Genomic DNA, 18,306 nt, shown 5'->3' on the forward strand with positions numbered 1-18,306 from the left:
AAAGCGGAATCTTTTTCGCCGCTTTTTGAATCATTTTCTGAAGCCGCTGCGATTTTCCCCCAGGCAATGCTTAAGCCCTTGGTATTTCCAAATCCCGCTGTACAATCCGGCCGCAATCGCCGCCGATCAGGGAACAAGCCATGCGCGCCGCAGCAAACCGCATCTGCCGTCTCACCCTCGCCTTCGGCCTTGCGGCCGGGCTCTCGGCACCGGCCTTCGCCGTCGGTGACGAAAGCGACGAGACGAGCCCGCCTCCGAAGACCGAAACCACGACCAAATGCGCCGACGGCAAGGTGTGGGACAAGAAGAGGAAGGAATGCGTCGCGCCGAAGAAGAGCAGCTTTAACGACGACGACCTCTACGAGGCAGCGCGCGAATTCGCCTATGCCGGCCAATATGAAAATGCCATCACCGTCTTGAACCTCGCCAGGAACAAGAACGATCCGCGCATCCTGAACTATCTCGGCTATGCAAACCGCAAGGCGGGCCGGATGGAACTTGGAATGTCCTATTACCGCAAGGCGCTGCAAGCCGACGAGAATTATATCCTCGCACGATCATACATGGGCCAGGCCCTGGCCGAAGAAGGTGACATCCAGGGTGCCCGCGTCCAGCTCGTCGAAATTCGCGACCGCGGCGGCGAAAACACCTGGGCTTATCGGGCGCTATTGCAGAGCCTGAACGGCTACCGGACCTATTGAAACGGGGCGCGCTCCGGCGACCAACAGAGAAACCTTTGGGAATTCTTCGACCGCGCCGTCTTCTTCTTGCGCGGCAGTGCAAAATTGTTCCATAAAGGTCACTTCCACGATATAAAAAGCTTGGCCCACATCGGGTGCTTCGCCCGAACACATTCATGAAATGAGACTATGCGTCAGCCTGTAACGACCATCGATATCCGACGCGACCTGGTGGGCCTGCTCCCGCGGCTGCGGCGCTTCGCGATGACGCTTGCCGGCGATGCGGCTGCCGCCGACGATCTGGTGCAGGCGGTCTGTCAGCGTGCGGTGGCGAAGAGCCACCAGTGGAGCGGCGAAGGCCGGCTCGAAAGCTGGATTTACACACTCGCCCGCCAACAGTGGAGCGACGATGGCCGCAGACGCAAGGCGCGACCGGCTTCCAAGAGCAACGTCACGGATATCCGCGAGGCGGCGCGTGACCGCGCAGCCGTCGCCGATACCGATGCCATACACCGCATGCTCGCCGAAATGCCTTCAGGCATTTCGAGCGTCTTCCTGCTCGTCGCTGTCGAAGGACATACCTATCAGCAGACCGCCGACATCATGGGCATATCGGCCGGCAGCATGCCCGCGCAGCTTGCCGCGGCGCGGCTGCACTTCGCAAGCCTCGCCGACGATCATCCTCACAGGTACTGAACTTTGCCCGATTTCAAAAAATTATCGCTTGACGCGCAGCTGACCGCCCTTCTCGACGGCGAAACGACGCCGGAACAGAAGCATGAGCTGGAGCAGCGCCTCGCCACCGACGAAGGTGCGCGTCGGCTTTACGACAAGCTGCGTCACGGCGCCGATTTCGGCCGCCGCCGTCTGGACGATATTCTTAAGGAGCCGGTTCCGCTGGCACTCGTGCGCTCGATCAAGAGCGTCCAGCCGCCCAAGGCGCCCATCGCGCCGCGAACCACCCGCCCGTCGATGAAGCTCGCGCCGAGCGGCACGCAGGCGCTGGCCGCAGCGATCATCCTTTTTATCGTCGGCTGCGGCATCGGCTATCTCGCCGGCACGAGCCCTGGCTCTCCCACGGGCAATGGCACGACGCAGATCGTGGACGACAATGCCAGCAGCAAGAACTGGCTGAACGACATCACCGCCTACCAGCGCCTGATGATCCGCCAGCCGCGGCATATCGTCGAGGTCCCCTCTACCCAGGCCGAGGAGATTTCCAACTGGCTGACGTCCACGGTCGGCGTCGCCTTCCGCGTGCCTGACTTGTCTACCGACGGCTGGGCCTTCCAGGGCGCCCGCGTGCTTCTTGGCGACGGAAAGCCGGTCGGCCAGCTGGTCTATACGAGCACGGACGGCGATCTCATCTCCATCTGCTTCCGCAAGGATGCCCAGCCGCCCGAGTCCGAGGATTTCAAGGAAACGATCAGGGACGAAATCGGCCTGATCACCTGGCACAATGCCGGCACCTCCTACGTTCTGGCCGGACCTTCGGCCGAAGCCTCGCTCAGCCAGATCGCCATGGAAGTCGCAACCGCGATCTGAGCCTTACGGGACCAGCACGACCTTGCCGCTGACGCCCCGGCTTTCGAAGGCGCGATGCGCATCGGCAGCTTTGTCCAGCGGAAAACTCGCGCCCTTTGCGACGATCAGCGCGCCGGAGACGGCAAGCGAAAACAGCGCGGAGAGATCGTCCGCCAGCGTTTCAGATAACAGAGGCAGCAGCGCAAATCCCTTGAGCGTCTGGTTCTTCTCGAACATGGAATTCAGGTCGGCAACCTCAAGCCGAAAGCGGCCCAGTGCAGCAAAGACAAGCTCTCCGCCCGGCGCAAGCGCTGCAAGGGAGGCACGTGTCACCTCGCCACCGATCGTATCGTAGATCAGATCGACGGGCGCCTTTTCACGGAGGGTCTCCTGCCAGCCTTCGGCTGTATAGTCGATCGCCGCATCCGCGCCCAGCGTGCGGGAGAGCGATCTCTTCTTCTCGCTGCTTGCCGTCGCGATGACCGATCCGGCGCCCTCACGCTTCGCCAATTGCACCAGCAGCGAGCCAACGCCCCCGGCCGCCGCGTGGACAAGAACGGTTTTGTCCCGTGGCGGCGCCTGACGCACCATATGCAGCGCCGTCAGCCCCTGCACCATCAGCGCAACCGCCGCCTCGAAGGACAACGCGTCAGGGATCGAGATCACTGACGCACCCGGCACGGCGACGTACTCCGCATAACCCTCACCCCGCCCCAGCGCGAAAAGCGGAACGCCAACGCGCGCCCCGATGACAGTGGAATCAACTCCCTCGCCTATCGCCTCGACAACACCCGCGACTTCAACACCCGGGATCATCGGCAAGTCCGGCGTCACCGCATACCGGTTGGCGCGCATCAGCACTTCGAAGAAGTTGACGCCTGCAGTACGGACGCGAACGAGCACCTCCCCTTCGCGCGGCATTGGTTTCCGCACCTCGACGACCTTGAGAACCTCAGGGGGACCGAAATGGTCGAAGCGGACGGCTTTCATGGGCAGACCTCACGTTTGAATGGCGTGGGCAGCGCTTTATCAGTAAGCTCGGCGGCAGGAATAGACACTCTTTCGTGCCATACCCACCAGGAAGTGACCATGGCTGAACTCATCAAGCGACTGCCCAAATTGCCCGTCGAACGCGCCCTGAAGGTGATCGCCGGGCGCTGGAAACCGGTTATCCTCTACTACGTTTTCTCCGGCCCGAAGCGCCTTTCGGAGCTGAAACGCATCATGCCGGAGATCACGCAGAAGGTGCTGATCCAGCAGCTACGCGAAATGGAGGACCATGGTCTGGTAAGGCGCGAGGTGTTTGCCGAAGTTCCCGCGCGCGTCGAATATACCGCGACGGAGCTCGGGCTTGGGCTTGAACCGGTGCTGCTGGCGCTCTGCCAATGGGGCCAGCGCCACGCCGAGGCGCAGAATGAAACCGCTGACATTGCCGACTGCATCGTCCGCCCGCGCAAGCCATCTTTCGCCGCCTGAGGGACGAAACGCGCAGCCGGCCGCGCCCGCTGCGCAATCTCGATCAGTTCTTCCCGGCTCTCACATCCAGCACGCGGTTGGCCGCCGAGACGATCGCTTCGAGCGAGGCGCCGACGATATTGGTGCTGATGCCGGCACCAAAGAGTTTGCCGCCGGGATAGGCGGTCTCGACGTAGGAGATGGCCGCCGCATTCGAGCCGTGCTGCAGGGAGTGCTCCGAGTAGTCTTCGACTGACATCTCGATGCCGAGATAGTGCGAGAGCGCGTTGATGAAGCCGTCGATGGGGCCGTTGCCGCGACCCTCGATACGCTTCGTCTCGCCATTGTCGATAATCTCAGCGGCGACGACACGCACGCCCTTTCGCTCTGGATCGGCGAAGGTGTGATGATCGACGAACTTGATGCGGCCCTCGGGCTGCGTCACGTAGCGCTCGATGAAGCGGTCGTAGATGCGGCGCGACGGCAGTTCTTTGCCTTCTTCGTCGGTGATGCGCTGGATGTCCTCGCGGAACTCGACCTGGAGATTGCGCGGCAGATTGAGCCCGTAGTCCTGCTGCAGGATATAGGCGATGCCGCCCTTGCCGGACTGCGAGTTGATGCGGATGATCGCCTCGTAGGAGCGGCCGACATCCTGCGGGTCGATCGGCAGATAGGGCACTTCCCACACCGGATGGTTGGCGACCTTGATCGCCTTCATACCCTTGTTGATCGCATCCTGATGCGAGCCGGAAAAGGCCGTATAGACCAGTTCGCCGACATAAGGGTGGCGCTCGCCGATGGTCATCTGGTTCGAATACTCGAAGACGCTCTTGATGCGCTCGATATCGGAGCAGTCGATTTCCGGATCGACGCCCTGCGTGAACATGTTGAGCGCCATCGTCACCACATCGACATTGCCCGTGCGCTCGCCGTTGCCGAAGAGCGTACCCTCGACGCGGTCGGCGCCTGCCAGCAGTCCGAGCTCGGCTGCCGCGATACCGGTGCCGCGATCGTTATGCGGATGCAGCGAGACGATCAGGTTCTCGCGATTGTCGAGATTGCGGCACATCCATTCGATCTGGTCGGCATAGACGTTCGGCGTCGCCATCTCGACGGTGGACGGCAGGTTGATGATCAGCTTGTTGTCCGCCGTCGGCTTCATCACGTCGATGACGGCATTGCAGATTTCCAGCGCCACTTCGAGCTCGGTACCGGTGAAGCTTTCCGGCGAGTATTCGAAGCGGTAGCCGCCGCCGGCATTCGCCGCCATGTCGGTGATCATCTTCGCCGCATCGACGGCGATCTGCTTGATACCCGGCACGTCCTTGGCAAAAACCACGCGGCGCTGCAGCTCACTCGTCGAGTTGTAGAAATGGACGATCGGCTTGTTGGCACCCCGCAGCGCCTCGAAGGTACGGGTAATCAGCTCAGGGCGGCACTGAACCAGGACCTGCAGCGAAACGTCGTGCGCCACATTTCCTTCCTCGATGCACCAGCGCGCAAAGTCGAAGTCCGTTTGCGAGGCGGAGGGAAAGCCAATCTCGATTTCCTTGAAGCCCATGTCGAGCAGCAGCTGGAACATGCGAGCCTTGCGGTCATGGCCCATCGGGTCCACCAGCGCCTGATTGCCGTCGCGAAGGTCGACAGAGCACCAGACCGGCGCCTTGCTGATCGTCTTCGTGGGCCAGGTGCGGTCGGGAATGTTCACCTGCGGGTACGGGCGGTATTTCACGCCTGCGGATTGCATGCCTTTTGCGGGATTTTGCGTCTTCGCGTCCATTGTCTTCTTCCTCGTCCCGGCAATTTGCCCCGCGTCTTAGCCCATCATGGCGGGCTTGGCGACAGCAAATGCGGACCTTGTTGGTCTATGTTGGAATTCAGGGAATTCGTCGCGAGGAGCGATAGGGCCAGCGGGCTTTCGGCCGCCGGGCGCTCCTCAAAGGACCCGGCAACCGCGTGTAAGGCCGAGGAGAAGAAGCGACGTCAGGGCGCGCGTGTTGTCACGCAGGGCAACGCGGCCGCGGACAATAGTGTTGGAAATCTTTGCGCCAGTGGTCTTCATGCCCGCGCTTATAGCTGCCGAACAAAAAAACGGCAACCCCCCGCCTATTTTCTTGCCGCCTGCACGAAACGCGACAGCGCCAGCATCAACCCGCCGGCCACGAGCCCCCAGAACGCTCCGGAAATGCCGGCGAAGGAAACGCCCGATGCCGTCACCAGAAAGGTGATCGCCGCAGCCTCGCGCAATTCCGGCGCCTGAAAGGCGGCCATCGCCGATCCGGAGAAGGCGCCGACGAGGGCCAGCCCTGCGACCGCCTGGATCAGGATTGGTGGCGCCAAAGCCACAAAGGCTGTCACGACGCCGGCAAGCAGTCCGAACACCACATAGCCGGCGCCGGAGATCAGCGCCGCCCAATAACGTCGCTTCGGATCTGCATGCGCGTCCTGCCCCGCACACATCGCCGCCGTGATCGCCGCCAGATTGACGGCATGGCCGCCGAAGGGCGCGGAAAGAACCGAAAAGAAGCCGGTGACGGCAAAGAGCGGCCCGGGCTTCGGATCATAAAGATTGACCTTCAGCACCGCGATGCCCGGAATGTTCTGCGATGCCATGGTGACGATGAAGAGAGGAAGCGCGACCGAAACGAGGCCCGCAAGATTGAACACCGGACGGACGATCTCGATAGTCGGCACAAGCGACCGCCCGATCGAGGCCAGCGCTCCGTCCGGAATGTCGATGCCGAATGTGAGCACCAGCGCGAAGGCGCCGAGGGCGGCAGGCACTGCCCAGAGCCGCCTGAAGGCGCCGACGACGATCCAGGCGAGAATGATGGGCAGCCCGAGCAGCGGATTGAAGGCGATCGCCTTTACCGGGGCGAAGCAGAGGCCGAGCAGCACGCCGGCAAGCATGGCATTGGCAAGCGGCGCCGGGATCGCGGCGACCGCGCGGCCAAGCGGCTTGAAGAGGCCGGCGACGACGATCAGCACCGCGCAGATCAGAAAGGCACCGACGGCGGCATTGAACCCACCCTCGATCGCCCCGGTGCTCGCAAGAAGTGCTGCGCCCGGCGTCGACCAGGCAATGCTGACGGGAAGCCGTGTTACCGCGCTCAGCACGATGCCGCAGATGCCCATCGAGATCGACAGCGCCATAAGCCCCGAGGCCGCCTGCCCATCCGTTGCGCCCACTGCCTGCAATCCTTGCAGCACGACGGCGAAGGAACTGGCAAAGCCGACAAAGGCTGTGAGGACGCCCATGAACAGGGCCTGGACGGAAAAGTCTTTGAGCATGGCGCGTCTCGGATGACTGGAAAAGTTCCATGGAGCCCCATCGAATGGAGTCGCGCAAGTCCAGATGCCCGCCTTATGGTTCCCTCGTCCCCCCAAGGAGAAGATGCTCGTGAGGGAGATGTGGCGCCCGCCGAGCCGGGCGATCGATCCTTGAGATCGATGCAAACACCATCTGCTTACCAAGAAAAAGGGGCAACGCTTGCCGCGCCGCCCCTCATTCGTGCCTTCAGCCCGCCTTCTCCCCACCGGGGCGAAGTGAAATCAAATCTCGCTCTGCGACGTTACGATCCGCGAAACCAGGCCGTAAGCCTTGGCTTCTTCTGCCGAAAGCCAGTAGTCGCGGTCAGTGTCGGCGGCGATCTTCTCGATCGACTGGCCAGTGGCGGCCGCCATGATCTTGTTCAGACGCTCGTTCATCTTGATGATCTCGCGTGCCTGGATCTCGATGTCGGAGGCCATGCCGCGCGTGCCGCCGGACGGCTGGTGCAGCAGGAAGCGCGTGTTCGGCAGGCAAAGACGCCGTTCCTTCGGTACCGCGACGTAAATCAGCGCGCCGGCCGAGGCGACCCAGCCGGTGCCGATCATCCAGACTTTTGGCTTGATGAATTTGACCATGTCATGGATCGAATCGCCGGATTCGACGTGACCACCGGGCGAACTGACATAGATACGGATGTCCTCGTCGCTGGCTGCAGCAAGCGCCACGAGCTGCGAGCAGACCTTCTGGGCGATTTCCTGGTTGATCGGCCCGTAGATGAAGATCGAACGCGACTTGAAAAGATTCGCCTCCGTTTCCTTGCCGAGCGGCAGCTCCTTCGTCTTGTCGTCGTCTTGTTCTTCGTCGTTCATACGAACCTCTCTTACTTCCAAATCGGGTTCCTCGCACATAGTGCGACTCAATGGGTAAAACAATGCGGGAAAAAGACAAGGCACGGAACGGGTGAAGATATTCTTATGACAAACCGGCGACATGCTCGCATTCTGCCGGAGAGCTTGAAAGCGGAGGCGAAAATGACATCGGAAATGCTGGGCGCGGCTGTCCGCAACAATGCGCTCTGGTGCAATGCCGTCTGTCAGGCACAAGGCGTGCCCGGCGAATTTTCCGCAACCGTCTGGCTTCACCGCCAGGGCACGCCGCCCTTTTATCCGGACGTCATAACGCTGACGGGCGCTGATAGCGCGCGCGAGCAGGAGGAAGCGATAGCTGTTGTGATCCGCTCGCGAAAGGGCGGCTGGGGCGTCAAGGACAGCTACGCCGCGCTCACCCTTACGCCTCTCGGTTTCGAAATCTTGTTCGAGGCCGAATGGATCGGCATCGAGGCGGTTGAGATTCATGCGCCGAAAGAGCAGTCCCTGACATGGAAGCGGATCACAACGGCGGTTGAACTCGAGCTATGGGAAAGAGCCTGGGGCGCCGGCGACCCGCCGCAGACAACGCCGATCTTCGCTGAACCGCTGCTGCGCAATGCGGATATCGCCTTTCTTGCCGCCTTCGAGAGCGAAGCGCTCTGCGGCGGCGGCATTCTCAATCGCCAGTCGGACGTGGTCGGCCACTCGAATGTCTTTGCCATCAAAAAGAGAGACCGCGCCATCCGCGCCGGGCTGGTGCAGAAGGCGGCCGAGATCTTTCCCGGCATGCCGATCGTCGGCTACGAGCACGGCGATGATTTGAGCGATGCGCTGGAACTTGGCTTTACGTCGCTCGGCCCGCTGCGCGTCTGGGTCCGGTCCTGAGGGCCTTACCGAAATGTAACGCACCGCGGCTTTGAAAAGCCAAAATCCGTTCCTACCTCATCCTCAGGCGGCCATGTCCGCACGAAAGACACAAGGAAACAGCTATGTCACCGGAAGAACGCCAATTGCTGGCCGGCCTCTTCGACAGGATCCGCACCGCCGCCGCGACACCGCGCGACCGCCAAGCGGAGGCCTTCATCGATCAGGGCGTGCGCGAGCAGCCCTATACGACCTATTATCTGGCGCAGGCCGTCATCGTTCAGGAAAAGGGTCTTGAAGCGGCCGCCAACCACATCAAGGAACTGGAAGAGCGCATCCGCCAGCTCGAGGCCGGCGAAAGCCAACATCACCAGGCCGAACAGGGCGGCGGTTTCCTGAGCTCGATCTTTGGCACCGGCCAGGCGCAGCAGCCGGCACCGACCTCGGATCCCTGGGGCAATGCGCCGCGCCAGACCATCCATCAGGATCGCGGTTACGACGAACCCGTCCGCCCGATGCGACAGCAGCCGAGCGGCCCGTGGGACCCGCAACCCGGCGCACCGTCTGCTGGCGGCAGCTTCCTTCGCGGCGCGCTCGGCACCGCCGCCGGCGTGGCAGGCGGCATGCTGCTTGCCAATTCGTTGAGCGGCATCTTCGGCAATCATATGTCGTCGCTCGGCTGGGGCTCGCCTTTTTCCGGCAGCAATCCAGGCAATGCCGGCACCCCCGCCGAGGAGACCGTCATCAACAATTACTATGGCGATCAGAACCCTCAGGTTGCCGATGACAACAATAACAATGACATCCGGCAGGCCGACTACAGCAGCGACGACAACAATGATGACGACGTCGCTAGCGATCAGTCCGGCGACGACAGTTTCGATGTCTGACCTGATCGGCCTGAGCCTCAGCCGCGGCCGCGATAGGTCGCGACACCCTGGTCGGGCAGCCACACGCCTTCCGGCGGCTTGCCTGTCTGCCAGAAGACATCGATCGGAATACCGCCACGCGGATACCAATAGGCGCCGATCCGTAGCCACTTCGGATCGAGCAGTTCGACGATCCGCTTGGCGATATAGATCGAGCAATCCTCATGGAAGGCGCCGTGATTGCGGAAGGAATGCAGGAAGAGCTTCAGCGACTTCGACTCCACCAGCCATTCGTTCGGAATGTAATCGATAACGATATGGGCGAAATCCGGTTGGCCGGTCATCGGGCAGAGCGAGGTGAATTCCGGCGCGGTGAAGCGCACCACGTAGTCGGTGCCCGCATGGTTCGACGGCACCTTCTCCAGCACCGCCTCTTCCGGCGACTTGGCTGTTTCGGTCTCTTTTCCCAGCATCGACAGGCTGGAAACATCGGTTTTCGGCATTAGAACGTCCTTTACGACTTTGACGCGGATTCCATGGGCCCTTTCGCCCTCCGGCTCGACGTGAATGGCAATGCTGGCGCCCGGATGCACCGCGCGGATGGCATCTTCAAGGCAGTCGCAGATATCGTGCGCCTGCCTTACCGGCATTGCGGCCGGAACCACAAGATGAAAATCGACGAAGGTGACAGACCCCGCCCGGCGGGTCTTCAGGTCGTGAACGCCGATCGAGCCCGCCGCATGCGTGGCGATCGCCTGCTTGATCGCCTCCTCTTCCTCCGGTTCCACCGCCTGGTCCATCAGCCCACCGATCGAATGCGAGATCACCTTCCAGCCCTGATAGAGGATGTTGACGGCAACCAGGATCGCAAGCACCGGGTCGAAGATCGGATAGCCGGTCGCGATCGCCAGAAACAGGCCGATCAGCACGCCGACGGACGTCACGACGTCCGACATGATATGCTGGCCGTCGGCAGCGAGCGCCGCCGAGCGGTGTTTCCGGCCAGTCCGGATCAGCAGCTGCGCCCAGACGGCGTTGATCACGCCCGCCGCGAAATTGATCGCGAGGCCGAGCGCAGGCGCGTCAAGCATGCGCGGCGCCGCCAGATGGCCGATCGCCTCCTTGACGATCAAAAGCGCGGCGACCACGATGAGCGCGCCTTCGGTCACCGCCGAGAGATACTCGGCCTTGTGGTGCCCGAACGGATGATCGTGATCGGCCGGCTTTTGCGCGTAGCGAATGACGAAATAGGCAATGAAGGCGGCAACGACATTGACGGTCGAACTCGAGACCGTCCGAAAGCAGCGCGACGGAGCCGGTGACCCACCAGGCTGCCATCTTCAGTCCCATGACACCGAGCGACAGCGGAATGCCCCAAAGCGCCAGCCGCTGAACCGCGAGATTGCCTTGTCCGTCCATATCGATCACCCTGCCAGCCTCAGTGCGGATGCGAATGAATTGCAGCATTTCGGCCCATTCAAACGCAAAACCGCCCGCGCGAAAATCGCGCAGGCGGCCAATGCGGGGGATATGGGGGATTATCGGTATTTTGTCAAATTGGGAGGCCTGCGGTATCGATTGACGCAAATTGCATAACACGTTATATAACTGCTGATCGATTGCGGAGGTTTCCTTTGGTTGACGACGTCGTGCGAACCCTCGGTTTTCTATGCATGGGCAGCCGTTTCCGCCGCATCGGGGAGCGTCTGCAGGCCGATACCCAGCAGATCATCGAAGAATACGGCATCGCCATACAGGCTGCCCAGTATCCCTTTCTTGCAGCACTCGATCGCGCCGGCCCTTTGACGATCGGCGAGCTTGCGCAGGCGGTCGGCATCACGCAGCCGGGTGCCACACGGACAGTAAGCCAGTTGCTGGAATTGGGCTTGGTCGACATGCAGGCAGCACCCGACGACCAGCGGCGGCGATTGATCTCGCTTTCCCGGGAAGGGACAGGAACTCGTCGACTACTCGAAACAATCGGTGTGGCCGCGGATTTCGGCGGCAGTCGCCGATCTTTGTGGCGATCTGAACGGGCCGATCCTAGCGCATCTCGCCGCCATCGAGGACGGTCTTGCCGAAGCTGCCCTCGCCCGCCGCGCCGCGAAGGAGGAAACGACATGAGACATATTCTCGACCGTCCGATCTGGAGCGCGCTCGACACCGCGCATGCGAGGCTTGCCGAAGGCAACGAGAGAGCCCGGCGATACCCGCCGTCCATCGTTCCTTTCGCAGCCTCGGCGGATGAGACGCCGGAAAGTCTCGAGGCATTGGAAAACCTCCCGGAAGCCGACGAAACGATGCTGCTTGTCGAAGCCGGCCCGATCGCCATTCCACGCGGGTTGGCTGCTGTTTCCGAGGCTTTAGCCGTCCAGATGATCGCCGAACGGCCGCATGAGGAGGATCACGGATTCACGCATACAGCCGCTGAGCGAGGCCGACGCCGAAGAGATGCTGGCGCTTGCGACCTTGACCAAGCCCGGTCCATTCACGCGGCGGGCGCAGAGCCTCGGCACCTTCTGGGGGATCAAGGCTGAAGGCAGGCTCATCGCCATGGCCGGCCAGCGGCTGCGGCAGACCGGCTTTGCGGAACTCAGCGGGCTTTGCACGCATCCGCAATTCCAGCGGCGCGGGCTTGGAACGTTGCTCTTTCGTTATGTCGCCGGCGAGATCGCCGCCCGGGGCGAAACGGCGTATCTGCATGCCTATGCGAACAATACGCCGGCAATCGGCCTCTATAGGTCGCTCGGCTTCAGGCTGCGATCCGACATGAACCTGCGCGTCGTCAAACGCCGAGCATAACCGGCCGATCCACTGCAGCGAACCGGCCGAAGTGCGGGCGTTCGCTCAAGCCGCCTTCGTCTTCGCCCTGCGCGCCAGATGCGCCACCACGTTCTCGATCATCCGCATGCCGGCGTCGCCGCCGAGCGTCATGATTGATTCCGGGTGGAACTGGACGGCGGCGATCGGCTCCTTGTCATGCTCGATGCCCATGATCGTGCCATCCTCGCTTTCCGCCGTGATGATGAAATCGCGCGGCAGGGTTGAGGGATCGGCAAAGATCGAGTGATAGCGGCCGACCGTCACCTCTCTGGCGAGGCCGGAGAAGACAATACCCGGCTCCAGCACCCGGATGCGCGACGGCTTGCCGTGCATCGGCAGCGCCAGATGGCGCAACTCGCCGCCATAGGCTTCGGCGAGCGCCTGTAGGCCGAGGCAGACCCCGAAGATCGGCAGGTTACGGGCGCGCGCCCTCTTGATCGTCGCCTTGCAATCGAAATCCTTCGGATTGCCAGGTCCCGGCGACAAGACGACGAGGTCCGGGTTCAGCCGGTCGAAAATCTCCTCCGGCACTGGTGTGCGCACGGTCGAAACCGTCGCTCCGGTCTGGCGGAAGTAATTGGCCAGGGTGTGGACGAAGCTGTCTTCATGGTCGATCAAGAGGATGTTGACGCCCTTGCCGACGGCGGCAACGTCGCGCTGGATCTTGCCGGCGTTGCCGGTCTTGGCATCGCGGATGGCAGAAAGCATAGCGGAGGCCTTCAGTTCGGTTTCGGCTTCTTCTTCGTGCGGGTCGGGAAGTGCCGAGAAGGGTCGCCCTGCCCTGACTTCGGCGATGCCGTCCTTGATGCGCACGGTGCGCAGCGTCAGCCCGGTGTTCATGTCACCGTTGAAGCCGACCATGCCGATCGCCCCACCGTACCACGCGCGCGGGCTCTTTTCATGGCTTTCGATGAAGCGCATCGCCCAGAGCTTCGGCGCACCGGTGACGGTGACGGCCCAGGCATGCGACAGGAAGCCGTCGAAGGCATCCATGTCATCACGCAAACGCCCCTCGATATGGTCGACGGTGTGGATGAGGCGCGAATACATCTCGATCTGCCGGCGGCCGATGACCTTGACCGAACCCGGCTCGCAGACACGGCTCTTGTCGTTGCGGTCGACGTCCGAGCACATCGTCAGCTCGGATTCGTCCTTCTTGGAGTTGAGCAGCTTCAGTATCTGTTCGCTGTCGGCGATCGGGTCGTCGCCGCGCTTGATCGTGCCGGAGATCGGGCAGGTCTCAATGCGGCGGCCCGAAACGCGCACGAACATTTCCGGCGAGGCGCCGACCAGATATTCCTGGTTTCCGAGGTTGATGAAGAAAGAATAGGGCGACGGATTGATCGCCTTCAACCGCTTGGAAATATCCGAAGGCTTGCTGTCGCAGCGCTCCATGAATTTCTGCCCCGGCACGACCTCGAAGAGATCGCCCTTGCGGAAGCTTTCCTTCGCCTTGACGACGAGTTCGGCATATTCGCCCGGCCGATGATCGCTCTTCGGCGGAATGGCGTCCGTCTGCTTGAAGGGCTCGGGCGCGATCTCGCCCTTCTTGCCCTCGGTCGTCAGGCCGTCTTTGGCGAAATCATAGCGGTCGATCCAGGCCTTGGCGGAATAGTTGTCGACGACAAGGATTTCGTCCGGCAGGTAGAGCACCATGTCGCGCTGATCGGAAGGGCGCGTGAGCGTCAGGTTGATCGCATCGAACTGGAAGGCGAGATCGTAGCCGAAGGCGCCATATAGGCCGAGGCTGGCGTCCGCCTGCGAATAGAAGAGGTCGGTGACCGCGCGCAGAACGGTGAAGACCGTCGGCATCTTCGAGCGTTCTTCTTCGGTGAAAACGCGATCGGGCATCTTCACCTTGAGATCGAGGCGGCGCGCGGTGGCAGCACCAAGCTCCAGCTCGGCAACGGTTTTCAGCCGCTCCGTCACGAAGCCGAGCAGCACTTCGCCGCGCTCGTTATAGGCTTCGATCCAGAGGTCGCGCCCGAAAGAGGAGATGCCGAGCGGCGGATCGACGACGGCCGTGTCCCAGCGCGTGTATTCACCCGGATATTCGTAGTTGGAGGAAAAGACGGCGCCGCGACGCTCATCGAGCTTGTCGACATAGGAGACCACGGCATCGGCATAGGGGATCGCCCTGCGCTGCCGGGTAACGGTAACGCCGCCCCTCGTCTCGTAGATTTCCGCACCATCGTCCCGAAGGATCGTTACCATTGTTCCACTCCGTTATCGGGGCCCGGACGACAGGCGGCCTTAAAAAACAAAAAAGCCGCCTCGAAGTCTCGGGCGGCTCACTCTCGTCCGTCTTTGAACACGATTGGTCGAGGCCGCTTCAGCGAGCCCACCACCAAACAGCAATGTTCAACGACGTGTTCATGGGGAGGATTGTTAGCGTGAGATTGGGGCAAGCGCAAGAGCGGTGTTAAGCGGGTTTGCGTTCGCCGGCTGAAGCGAACCCGCTCTAAGGCGAACTACCAATCGAGCTGCTTGCTCAAAGTGATCTTGAACGTGCGCCCCTTGGCGTAATCGTTAGACGTATTTTCCCGATAGTATTGATCGAAGAGATTGTTGACGCTGGCCTGGACCTGCCATCCCTGCATCTCACCGCTCTGCGGCCTCCAGGAGGCGAAGATATCCACGGTCGTCCAATCAGGCGCCGGCACGACGAGATGGTTGGGCGTGGAACCGGAGGATGCAGCCGTTCCGCGGACGCTGTTCTGCGCCTCGAAGGCATGCGTTACGCGGGTGCCGTATTCGATGTCACGCTCGGGAAGCGGCTGCCGAAGGTGAAGGCGATCTTGTGGGCCGGCACGGTCGGCAGCGGCTTGTTGTAGTTCACCCCATCGCTGCGGTCCTGGCCCTGCGTGCCGGTATAGGCAAGCTTGGCGAAGGCGTAGTCCGATTCGTACGCCCCTTCGACTTCGACGCCATAGATGCGGGCCTTGCCGACATTGTAGAAATAGGAGGACGCGCCCGTGCCCGTTGTAGCGATGAAATTCTCCAGGTCATTGTAGAAGGCGGTCGTCTTGAAACTGATGTTGTCGCCCGCCTGGAATATGTCATCCCGTGTTGCTGTAAAGCCGACTTCGTAGTTGTTGGACTTTTCCTTCTTGAGGTCCAGGCTTGTTCCCTTGCTCCAGGTGTAGAGCTCATCCAACGTCGGCAGACGTTCCGTGTGGGCAATCGATCCAAAAACGCCGAATTCGTCGGTGAGCTTGTAATGCGCGGCAAGCTTGGGCGAGAAAGCCTGATCGTTGACGTCGACGGCATTGCTGAAAGCCGCCGTGGAATCGCCCGGCTCTCTCCAGACGAAGTCGCCGCGAACGCCGCCGATGATGGTCAGCCGCTCGTCATAGACGAATTCGTTCTGCACGAAGAGTCCGACCTTGTTGTCGGTGCCCTCGGGATGTGTGGCGATCGCACCGGGCGTCGGGCTGGTCGCAAGCGGCGAATTCCGCCGTGCGGTCCTGATGGCTCAGTTGGGTGCCGTAGGTCAGGTAGTTTACCCAGTTCTCGCCGGAGAACTCGGACGTATTCTGGAGATTGGCCTGCCATGTCCGGTAGCCGTAATCGGCATCGATGATATTCGAGAAACCGCCGAGTGTTCCATCGCTCTGGTCAACCGAAGTATCAGAGTATGAGAGACTGGCCTTGAGGTCGAGCCACGGATTGTCGCTGACGGGATTTTCGTAGCTCAGTACAGCGGTATCATCGACTACATGGCGGTCGACAGTACCGAATGCGGCCTGTGTGCCGGTCTGTGCATAGTCCTGGTCGTTCGCATCGCTGTCCCAATGCTGATAGGACAAGCGCACCGTCTGCTCGTCGCCATCGCCGAAATGGAAGGTCCCTTTGGCAAGACCTGACCACGACTGGAAGTCGGAGCCCGACAGGTCGGTGCCGTCTCCCGACTGGAATTGGCTGGACGCACGCTTGTTCAGCATGCCGAGGAATTCGGCGCCTTCGTTAAAGCGATGCGCGAAAATAGACGAGCCGAGGTAGCCGTTGCCATTTGTTTCATAGCTGCTCTTGAGCCTGAGGGCATTGTCATAACCCTCCTGCAGAAAGTCGGAGGCATCCTTGGTGGTGAAGTTGATGACGCCGCCGAGGGCACCGGCGCCGTAAAGCGTTGAAGAGGCCGGCCCGCGCAGCACCTCCACGGACTTGTAGAGTTCAGGGTCCGAGAAGAACGATCCCATCCGGTACTGTTCGTAGAATTTCTGGGCTCCGTCCACATTCACCACGATGCGCGAGCCGTCGGCGGAATCCTCGGTGGAGCCGATGCCGCGGATATTGAACGCCTCGCCGAAGACACGGTCGCTGCCGGCAATGGAGACGCCAGGCACATCCTTGAAGATATCGCCGATCGTTTCAGCCTGGAGGTCATCGATATCCTTTTGGTCGAGAACGGTAACGGCCTGCGGCGTATCGATGGCGATCTTGCGCTGCCCCGCACCAACGACGATTTTTTTAAGCGGCGTTACGCGATCCGTCTTTTGGGAAGCCGCCTCCTCTTCCTTGCTTTGCGAATACGCCGGGAACCCAGCGCCAAAGACGAACAGAGCAGTGCAAGCCAAAAGAACGGCGCGCGAATTGCGGACAATCATTAAACCAACCCTCTAGGATGAATAGCTACCGGGCTGGCTGGTCGGTGCGCGTCAGGCGCTCGAGGGGCTGGGCTAGGCTTTTCGGATTTGCGGCGGGACCCAACATTCCGCCTTCTTTCTGCCGCATAAAAAACATGAGTGTCATTGTCAATATAAACGCTCGGCTTATCTTGAATTGAGTTATCAAGTTTTTAGGATGTCCGGTGACGTTGCGAAATTGCAACGAAATCCGCCCTGGTGCGTTGCCCCTTTCCATCGGCAGCCATGGACGGTTGAAGCTTGAAGAACATCGCACTTGCAGCGGTCACCGCAACCCTGATTATCCTCACTGGCGCAAGCCTCCCAGACAAAGGTCCCATCCCGCACAGAAAGCCGCAGATTGCCGGCGAAACCGAAACACCAGCAGAAACCGCTCCACCCCCCCCAACGGAGGCCATCAACCGTTAACGATGCACAGAGCACGCCCGCCCCTGGAAACGAGACGCCTTCGGAGGCGGCAAAGCCGCAGGACAAGAAGCCGGAGAAGTTCGGCCCGCCGGCACCCGGCACGTTGGAAGCTCAGAACCTGACCATCGAGGAGGAAAGCGACGCCGATCACGCGGACTGCGTGAGGCAATTGCAGGCGCTTGGCGCCGTCTTCAAGGGATATCCCGCGCATCGATGACGGCCACGGCTGCGGCATCGACAAGCCGATCAGACTTGTGGAGGCGCTTCCCGGCATCGAGGTGAAGCCGGAAGCGACATTGCGCTGTCCGGCGGCTCTGGCGCCTGCCCGCTGGATGAAGGAGAGCGTCGTTCCAGCCGCCGCCGTCGCCGCGAAGGAACAGGGCCGGGTCCCGGCGGTCAATCAGGCGTCGTCATACGTCTGTCGCCTGCGCAACGGCGCGGAGATAGGAAAGATTTCCGAACATGCCCGCGGCAAAGCCATCGATATTGCAAGCTTCGGTTTCGAAAAGGGCGAAGACATTGCGGTGAAGCCGCGCCGGGACGATCCCACGCCTCACCGGCGCCTTCCAGCGCACAGTCAGCGCCTCCGGCTGCCTCTATTTTTCCACCGTGCTCGACCCCGACAGCGATAGCGCGCATGAGACGCATTTCCACATGGACGTGCTGCAGCGCAAGGGAGGATTTCGTTATTGCCACTAACGAGCGTCGCTCGTGCTCCAATATCTAGAGCTGGTTGCCGAGCCGATCGCCGCTTCAGTTGTCCGCACGTCGCGTGCACACATACGGCTTCTTGACGCAGGCAATCTTTGGCGTGGAGCATTCTGCCGTCGACCATGGCGCAGATCGAGCACTGGTCGCTGAACTCCAGGCACCCAGGGGTGTTCTTGATGAAATCCG

General features: G+C 61.4%; 14 protein-coding genes and 5 pseudogenes. 9 read left to right on the forward strand and 10 right to left on the reverse strand.

Annotated elements, in window-relative coordinates; all coding sequences use genetic code 11:
• Positions 1-140 precede the first annotated feature (140 nt).
• From ACW4PC_RS09470 to ACW4PC_RS09480, 3 genes are all read left to right on the forward strand, one after another.
• Positions 141-701 carry a hypothetical protein gene (locus ACW4PC_RS09470; protein WP_039845501.1) on the forward strand — a complete coding sequence of 187 codons (561 nt, stop codon included), beginning with the start codon at positions 141-143 and terminating at the stop codon, positions 699-701.
• Between the two features lie 168 nt (positions 702-869).
• The gene (locus ACW4PC_RS09475) at positions 870-1,376 is read left to right on the forward strand and encodes an RNA polymerase sigma factor (RefSeq protein ID WP_455873590.1); all 507 of its coding nucleotides are present in this window, start codon (positions 870-872) and stop codon (positions 1,374-1,376) included.
• A 3-nt stretch (positions 1,377-1,379) separates the two neighbouring features.
• Positions 1,380-2,225 carry an anti-sigma factor family protein gene (locus ACW4PC_RS09480; protein WP_455873591.1) on the forward strand — a complete coding sequence of 282 codons (846 nt, stop codon included), beginning with the start codon at positions 1,380-1,382 and terminating at the stop codon, positions 2,223-2,225.
• Between the two features lie 3 nt (positions 2,226-2,228).
• On the opposite strand, the gene ACW4PC_RS09485 is transcribed toward ACW4PC_RS09480, so the two are convergent.
• Positions 2,229-3,194: a quinone oxidoreductase family protein gene (locus tag ACW4PC_RS09485; protein ID WP_455873592.1), complete on the reverse strand. Its 966-nt coding sequence runs from the start codon at positions 3,192-3,194 to the stop codon at positions 2,229-2,231.
• A gap of 5 nt (positions 3,195-3,199) precedes the next feature.
• On the opposite strand from ACW4PC_RS09485, the pseudogene ACW4PC_RS09490 reads away from it, so the two are divergent.
• Positions 3,200-3,680 (forward strand): annotated as a pseudogene (locus ACW4PC_RS09490) (winged helix-turn-helix transcriptional regulator); the annotation flags it as partial.
• Positions 3,681-3,723: 43 nt separating this feature from the next.
• Here the strand turns inward: ACW4PC_RS09490 and leuA are convergent.
• From leuA to ACW4PC_RS09505, 3 genes are all read right to left on the reverse strand, one after another.
• Positions 3,724-5,439: a 2-isopropylmalate synthase gene (gene leuA, locus ACW4PC_RS09495; protein WP_455873593.1), complete on the reverse strand. Its 1,716-nt coding sequence runs from the start codon at positions 5,437-5,439 to the stop codon at positions 3,724-3,726.
• Between the two features lie 326 nt (positions 5,440-5,765).
• Entirely contained in the window at positions 5,766-6,950 is a 1,185-nt protein-coding gene (locus tag ACW4PC_RS09500) for a benzoate/H(+) symporter BenE family transporter (protein WP_455873594.1), read from the reverse strand.
• A 261-nt stretch (positions 6,951-7,211) separates the two neighbouring features.
• The gene (locus ACW4PC_RS09505) at positions 7,212-7,799 is read right to left on the reverse strand and encodes an ATP-dependent Clp protease proteolytic subunit (protein WP_039845507.1); all 588 of its coding nucleotides are present in this window, start codon (positions 7,797-7,799) and stop codon (positions 7,212-7,214) included.
• Between the two features lie 162 nt (positions 7,800-7,961).
• Here ACW4PC_RS09505 and ACW4PC_RS09510 point away from each other — a divergent pair, with 162 nt between their 5' ends.
• Together ACW4PC_RS09510 and ACW4PC_RS09515 are read left to right on the forward strand one after the other, a co-directional pair.
• A complete protein-coding gene (locus ACW4PC_RS09510; RefSeq protein ID WP_455873595.1) occupies positions 7,962-8,684 on the forward strand; it encodes a hypothetical protein in 723 nt (240 codons plus the stop codon).
• 104 nt (positions 8,685-8,788) lie between these two features.
• Positions 8,789-9,553 (forward strand): DUF2076 domain-containing protein, encoded by a 765-nt coding sequence (locus tag ACW4PC_RS09515; protein WP_455873596.1) that lies wholly within the window; start codon positions 8,789-8,791, stop codon positions 9,551-9,553.
• A 17-nt stretch (positions 9,554-9,570) separates the two neighbouring features.
• On the opposite strand, the gene queF is transcribed toward ACW4PC_RS09515, so the two are convergent.
• Both queF and emfA read right to left on the reverse strand, forming a co-directional pair.
• Positions 9,571-10,035: a preQ(1) synthase gene (queF, locus tag ACW4PC_RS09520; protein WP_074061884.1), complete on the reverse strand. Its 465-nt coding sequence runs from the start codon at positions 10,033-10,035 to the stop codon at positions 9,571-9,573.
• Between the two features lie 6 nt (positions 10,036-10,041).
• A pseudogene (emfA, locus tag ACW4PC_RS09525) lies at positions 10,042-10,951 on the reverse strand (CDF family cation efflux transporter EmfA); the annotation flags it as partial.
• Between the two features lie 215 nt (positions 10,952-11,166).
• Here emfA and ACW4PC_RS09530 point away from each other — a divergent pair.
• Positions 11,167-11,656 (forward strand): annotated as a pseudogene (locus ACW4PC_RS09530) (MarR family winged helix-turn-helix transcriptional regulator).
• Positions 11,653-12,334 (forward strand): annotated as a pseudogene (locus ACW4PC_RS09535) (GNAT family N-acetyltransferase). Before ACW4PC_RS09530 ends, ACW4PC_RS09535 begins: the two co-directional pseudogenes overlap by 4 nt.
• Positions 12,335-12,379: 45 nt before the next feature.
• Here ACW4PC_RS09535 and ACW4PC_RS09540 read toward each other — a convergent pair.
• The 4 genes from ACW4PC_RS09540 to ACW4PC_RS09555 all read right to left on the reverse strand — a co-directional run bounded on the left by ACW4PC_RS09540 (position 12,380) and on the right by ACW4PC_RS09555 (position 16,962).
• The gene (locus ACW4PC_RS09540; RefSeq protein WP_455873597.1) at positions 12,380-14,569 is read right to left on the reverse strand and encodes an anthranilate synthase; all 2,190 of its coding nucleotides are present in this window, start codon (positions 14,567-14,569) and stop codon (positions 12,380-12,382) included.
• Between the two features lie 257 nt (positions 14,570-14,826).
• Entirely contained in the window at positions 14,827-14,994 is a 168-nt protein-coding gene (locus ACW4PC_RS09545) for a hypothetical protein (protein ID WP_455873598.1), read from the reverse strand.
• 98 nt (positions 14,995-15,092) lie between these two features.
• Positions 15,093-15,773: a TonB-dependent receptor domain-containing protein gene (locus ACW4PC_RS09550; protein ID WP_455873657.1), complete on the reverse strand. Its 681-nt coding sequence runs from the start codon at positions 15,771-15,773 to the stop codon at positions 15,093-15,095.
• Entirely contained in the window at positions 15,706-16,962 is a 1,257-nt protein-coding gene (locus tag ACW4PC_RS09555; RefSeq protein ID WP_455873599.1) for a TonB-dependent receptor plug domain-containing protein, read from the reverse strand. The genes ACW4PC_RS09550 and ACW4PC_RS09555 overlap by 68 nt, the downstream gene beginning before the upstream one ends.
• 279 nt (positions 16,963-17,241) lie before the next feature.
• Here ACW4PC_RS09555 and ACW4PC_RS09560 point away from each other — a divergent pair.
• A pseudogene (locus tag ACW4PC_RS09560) lies at positions 17,242-18,108 on the forward strand (extensin-like domain-containing protein).
• Positions 18,109-18,306 lie beyond the last annotated feature (198 nt).

The organism is Rhizobium yanglingense (genome assembly GCF_977109285.1).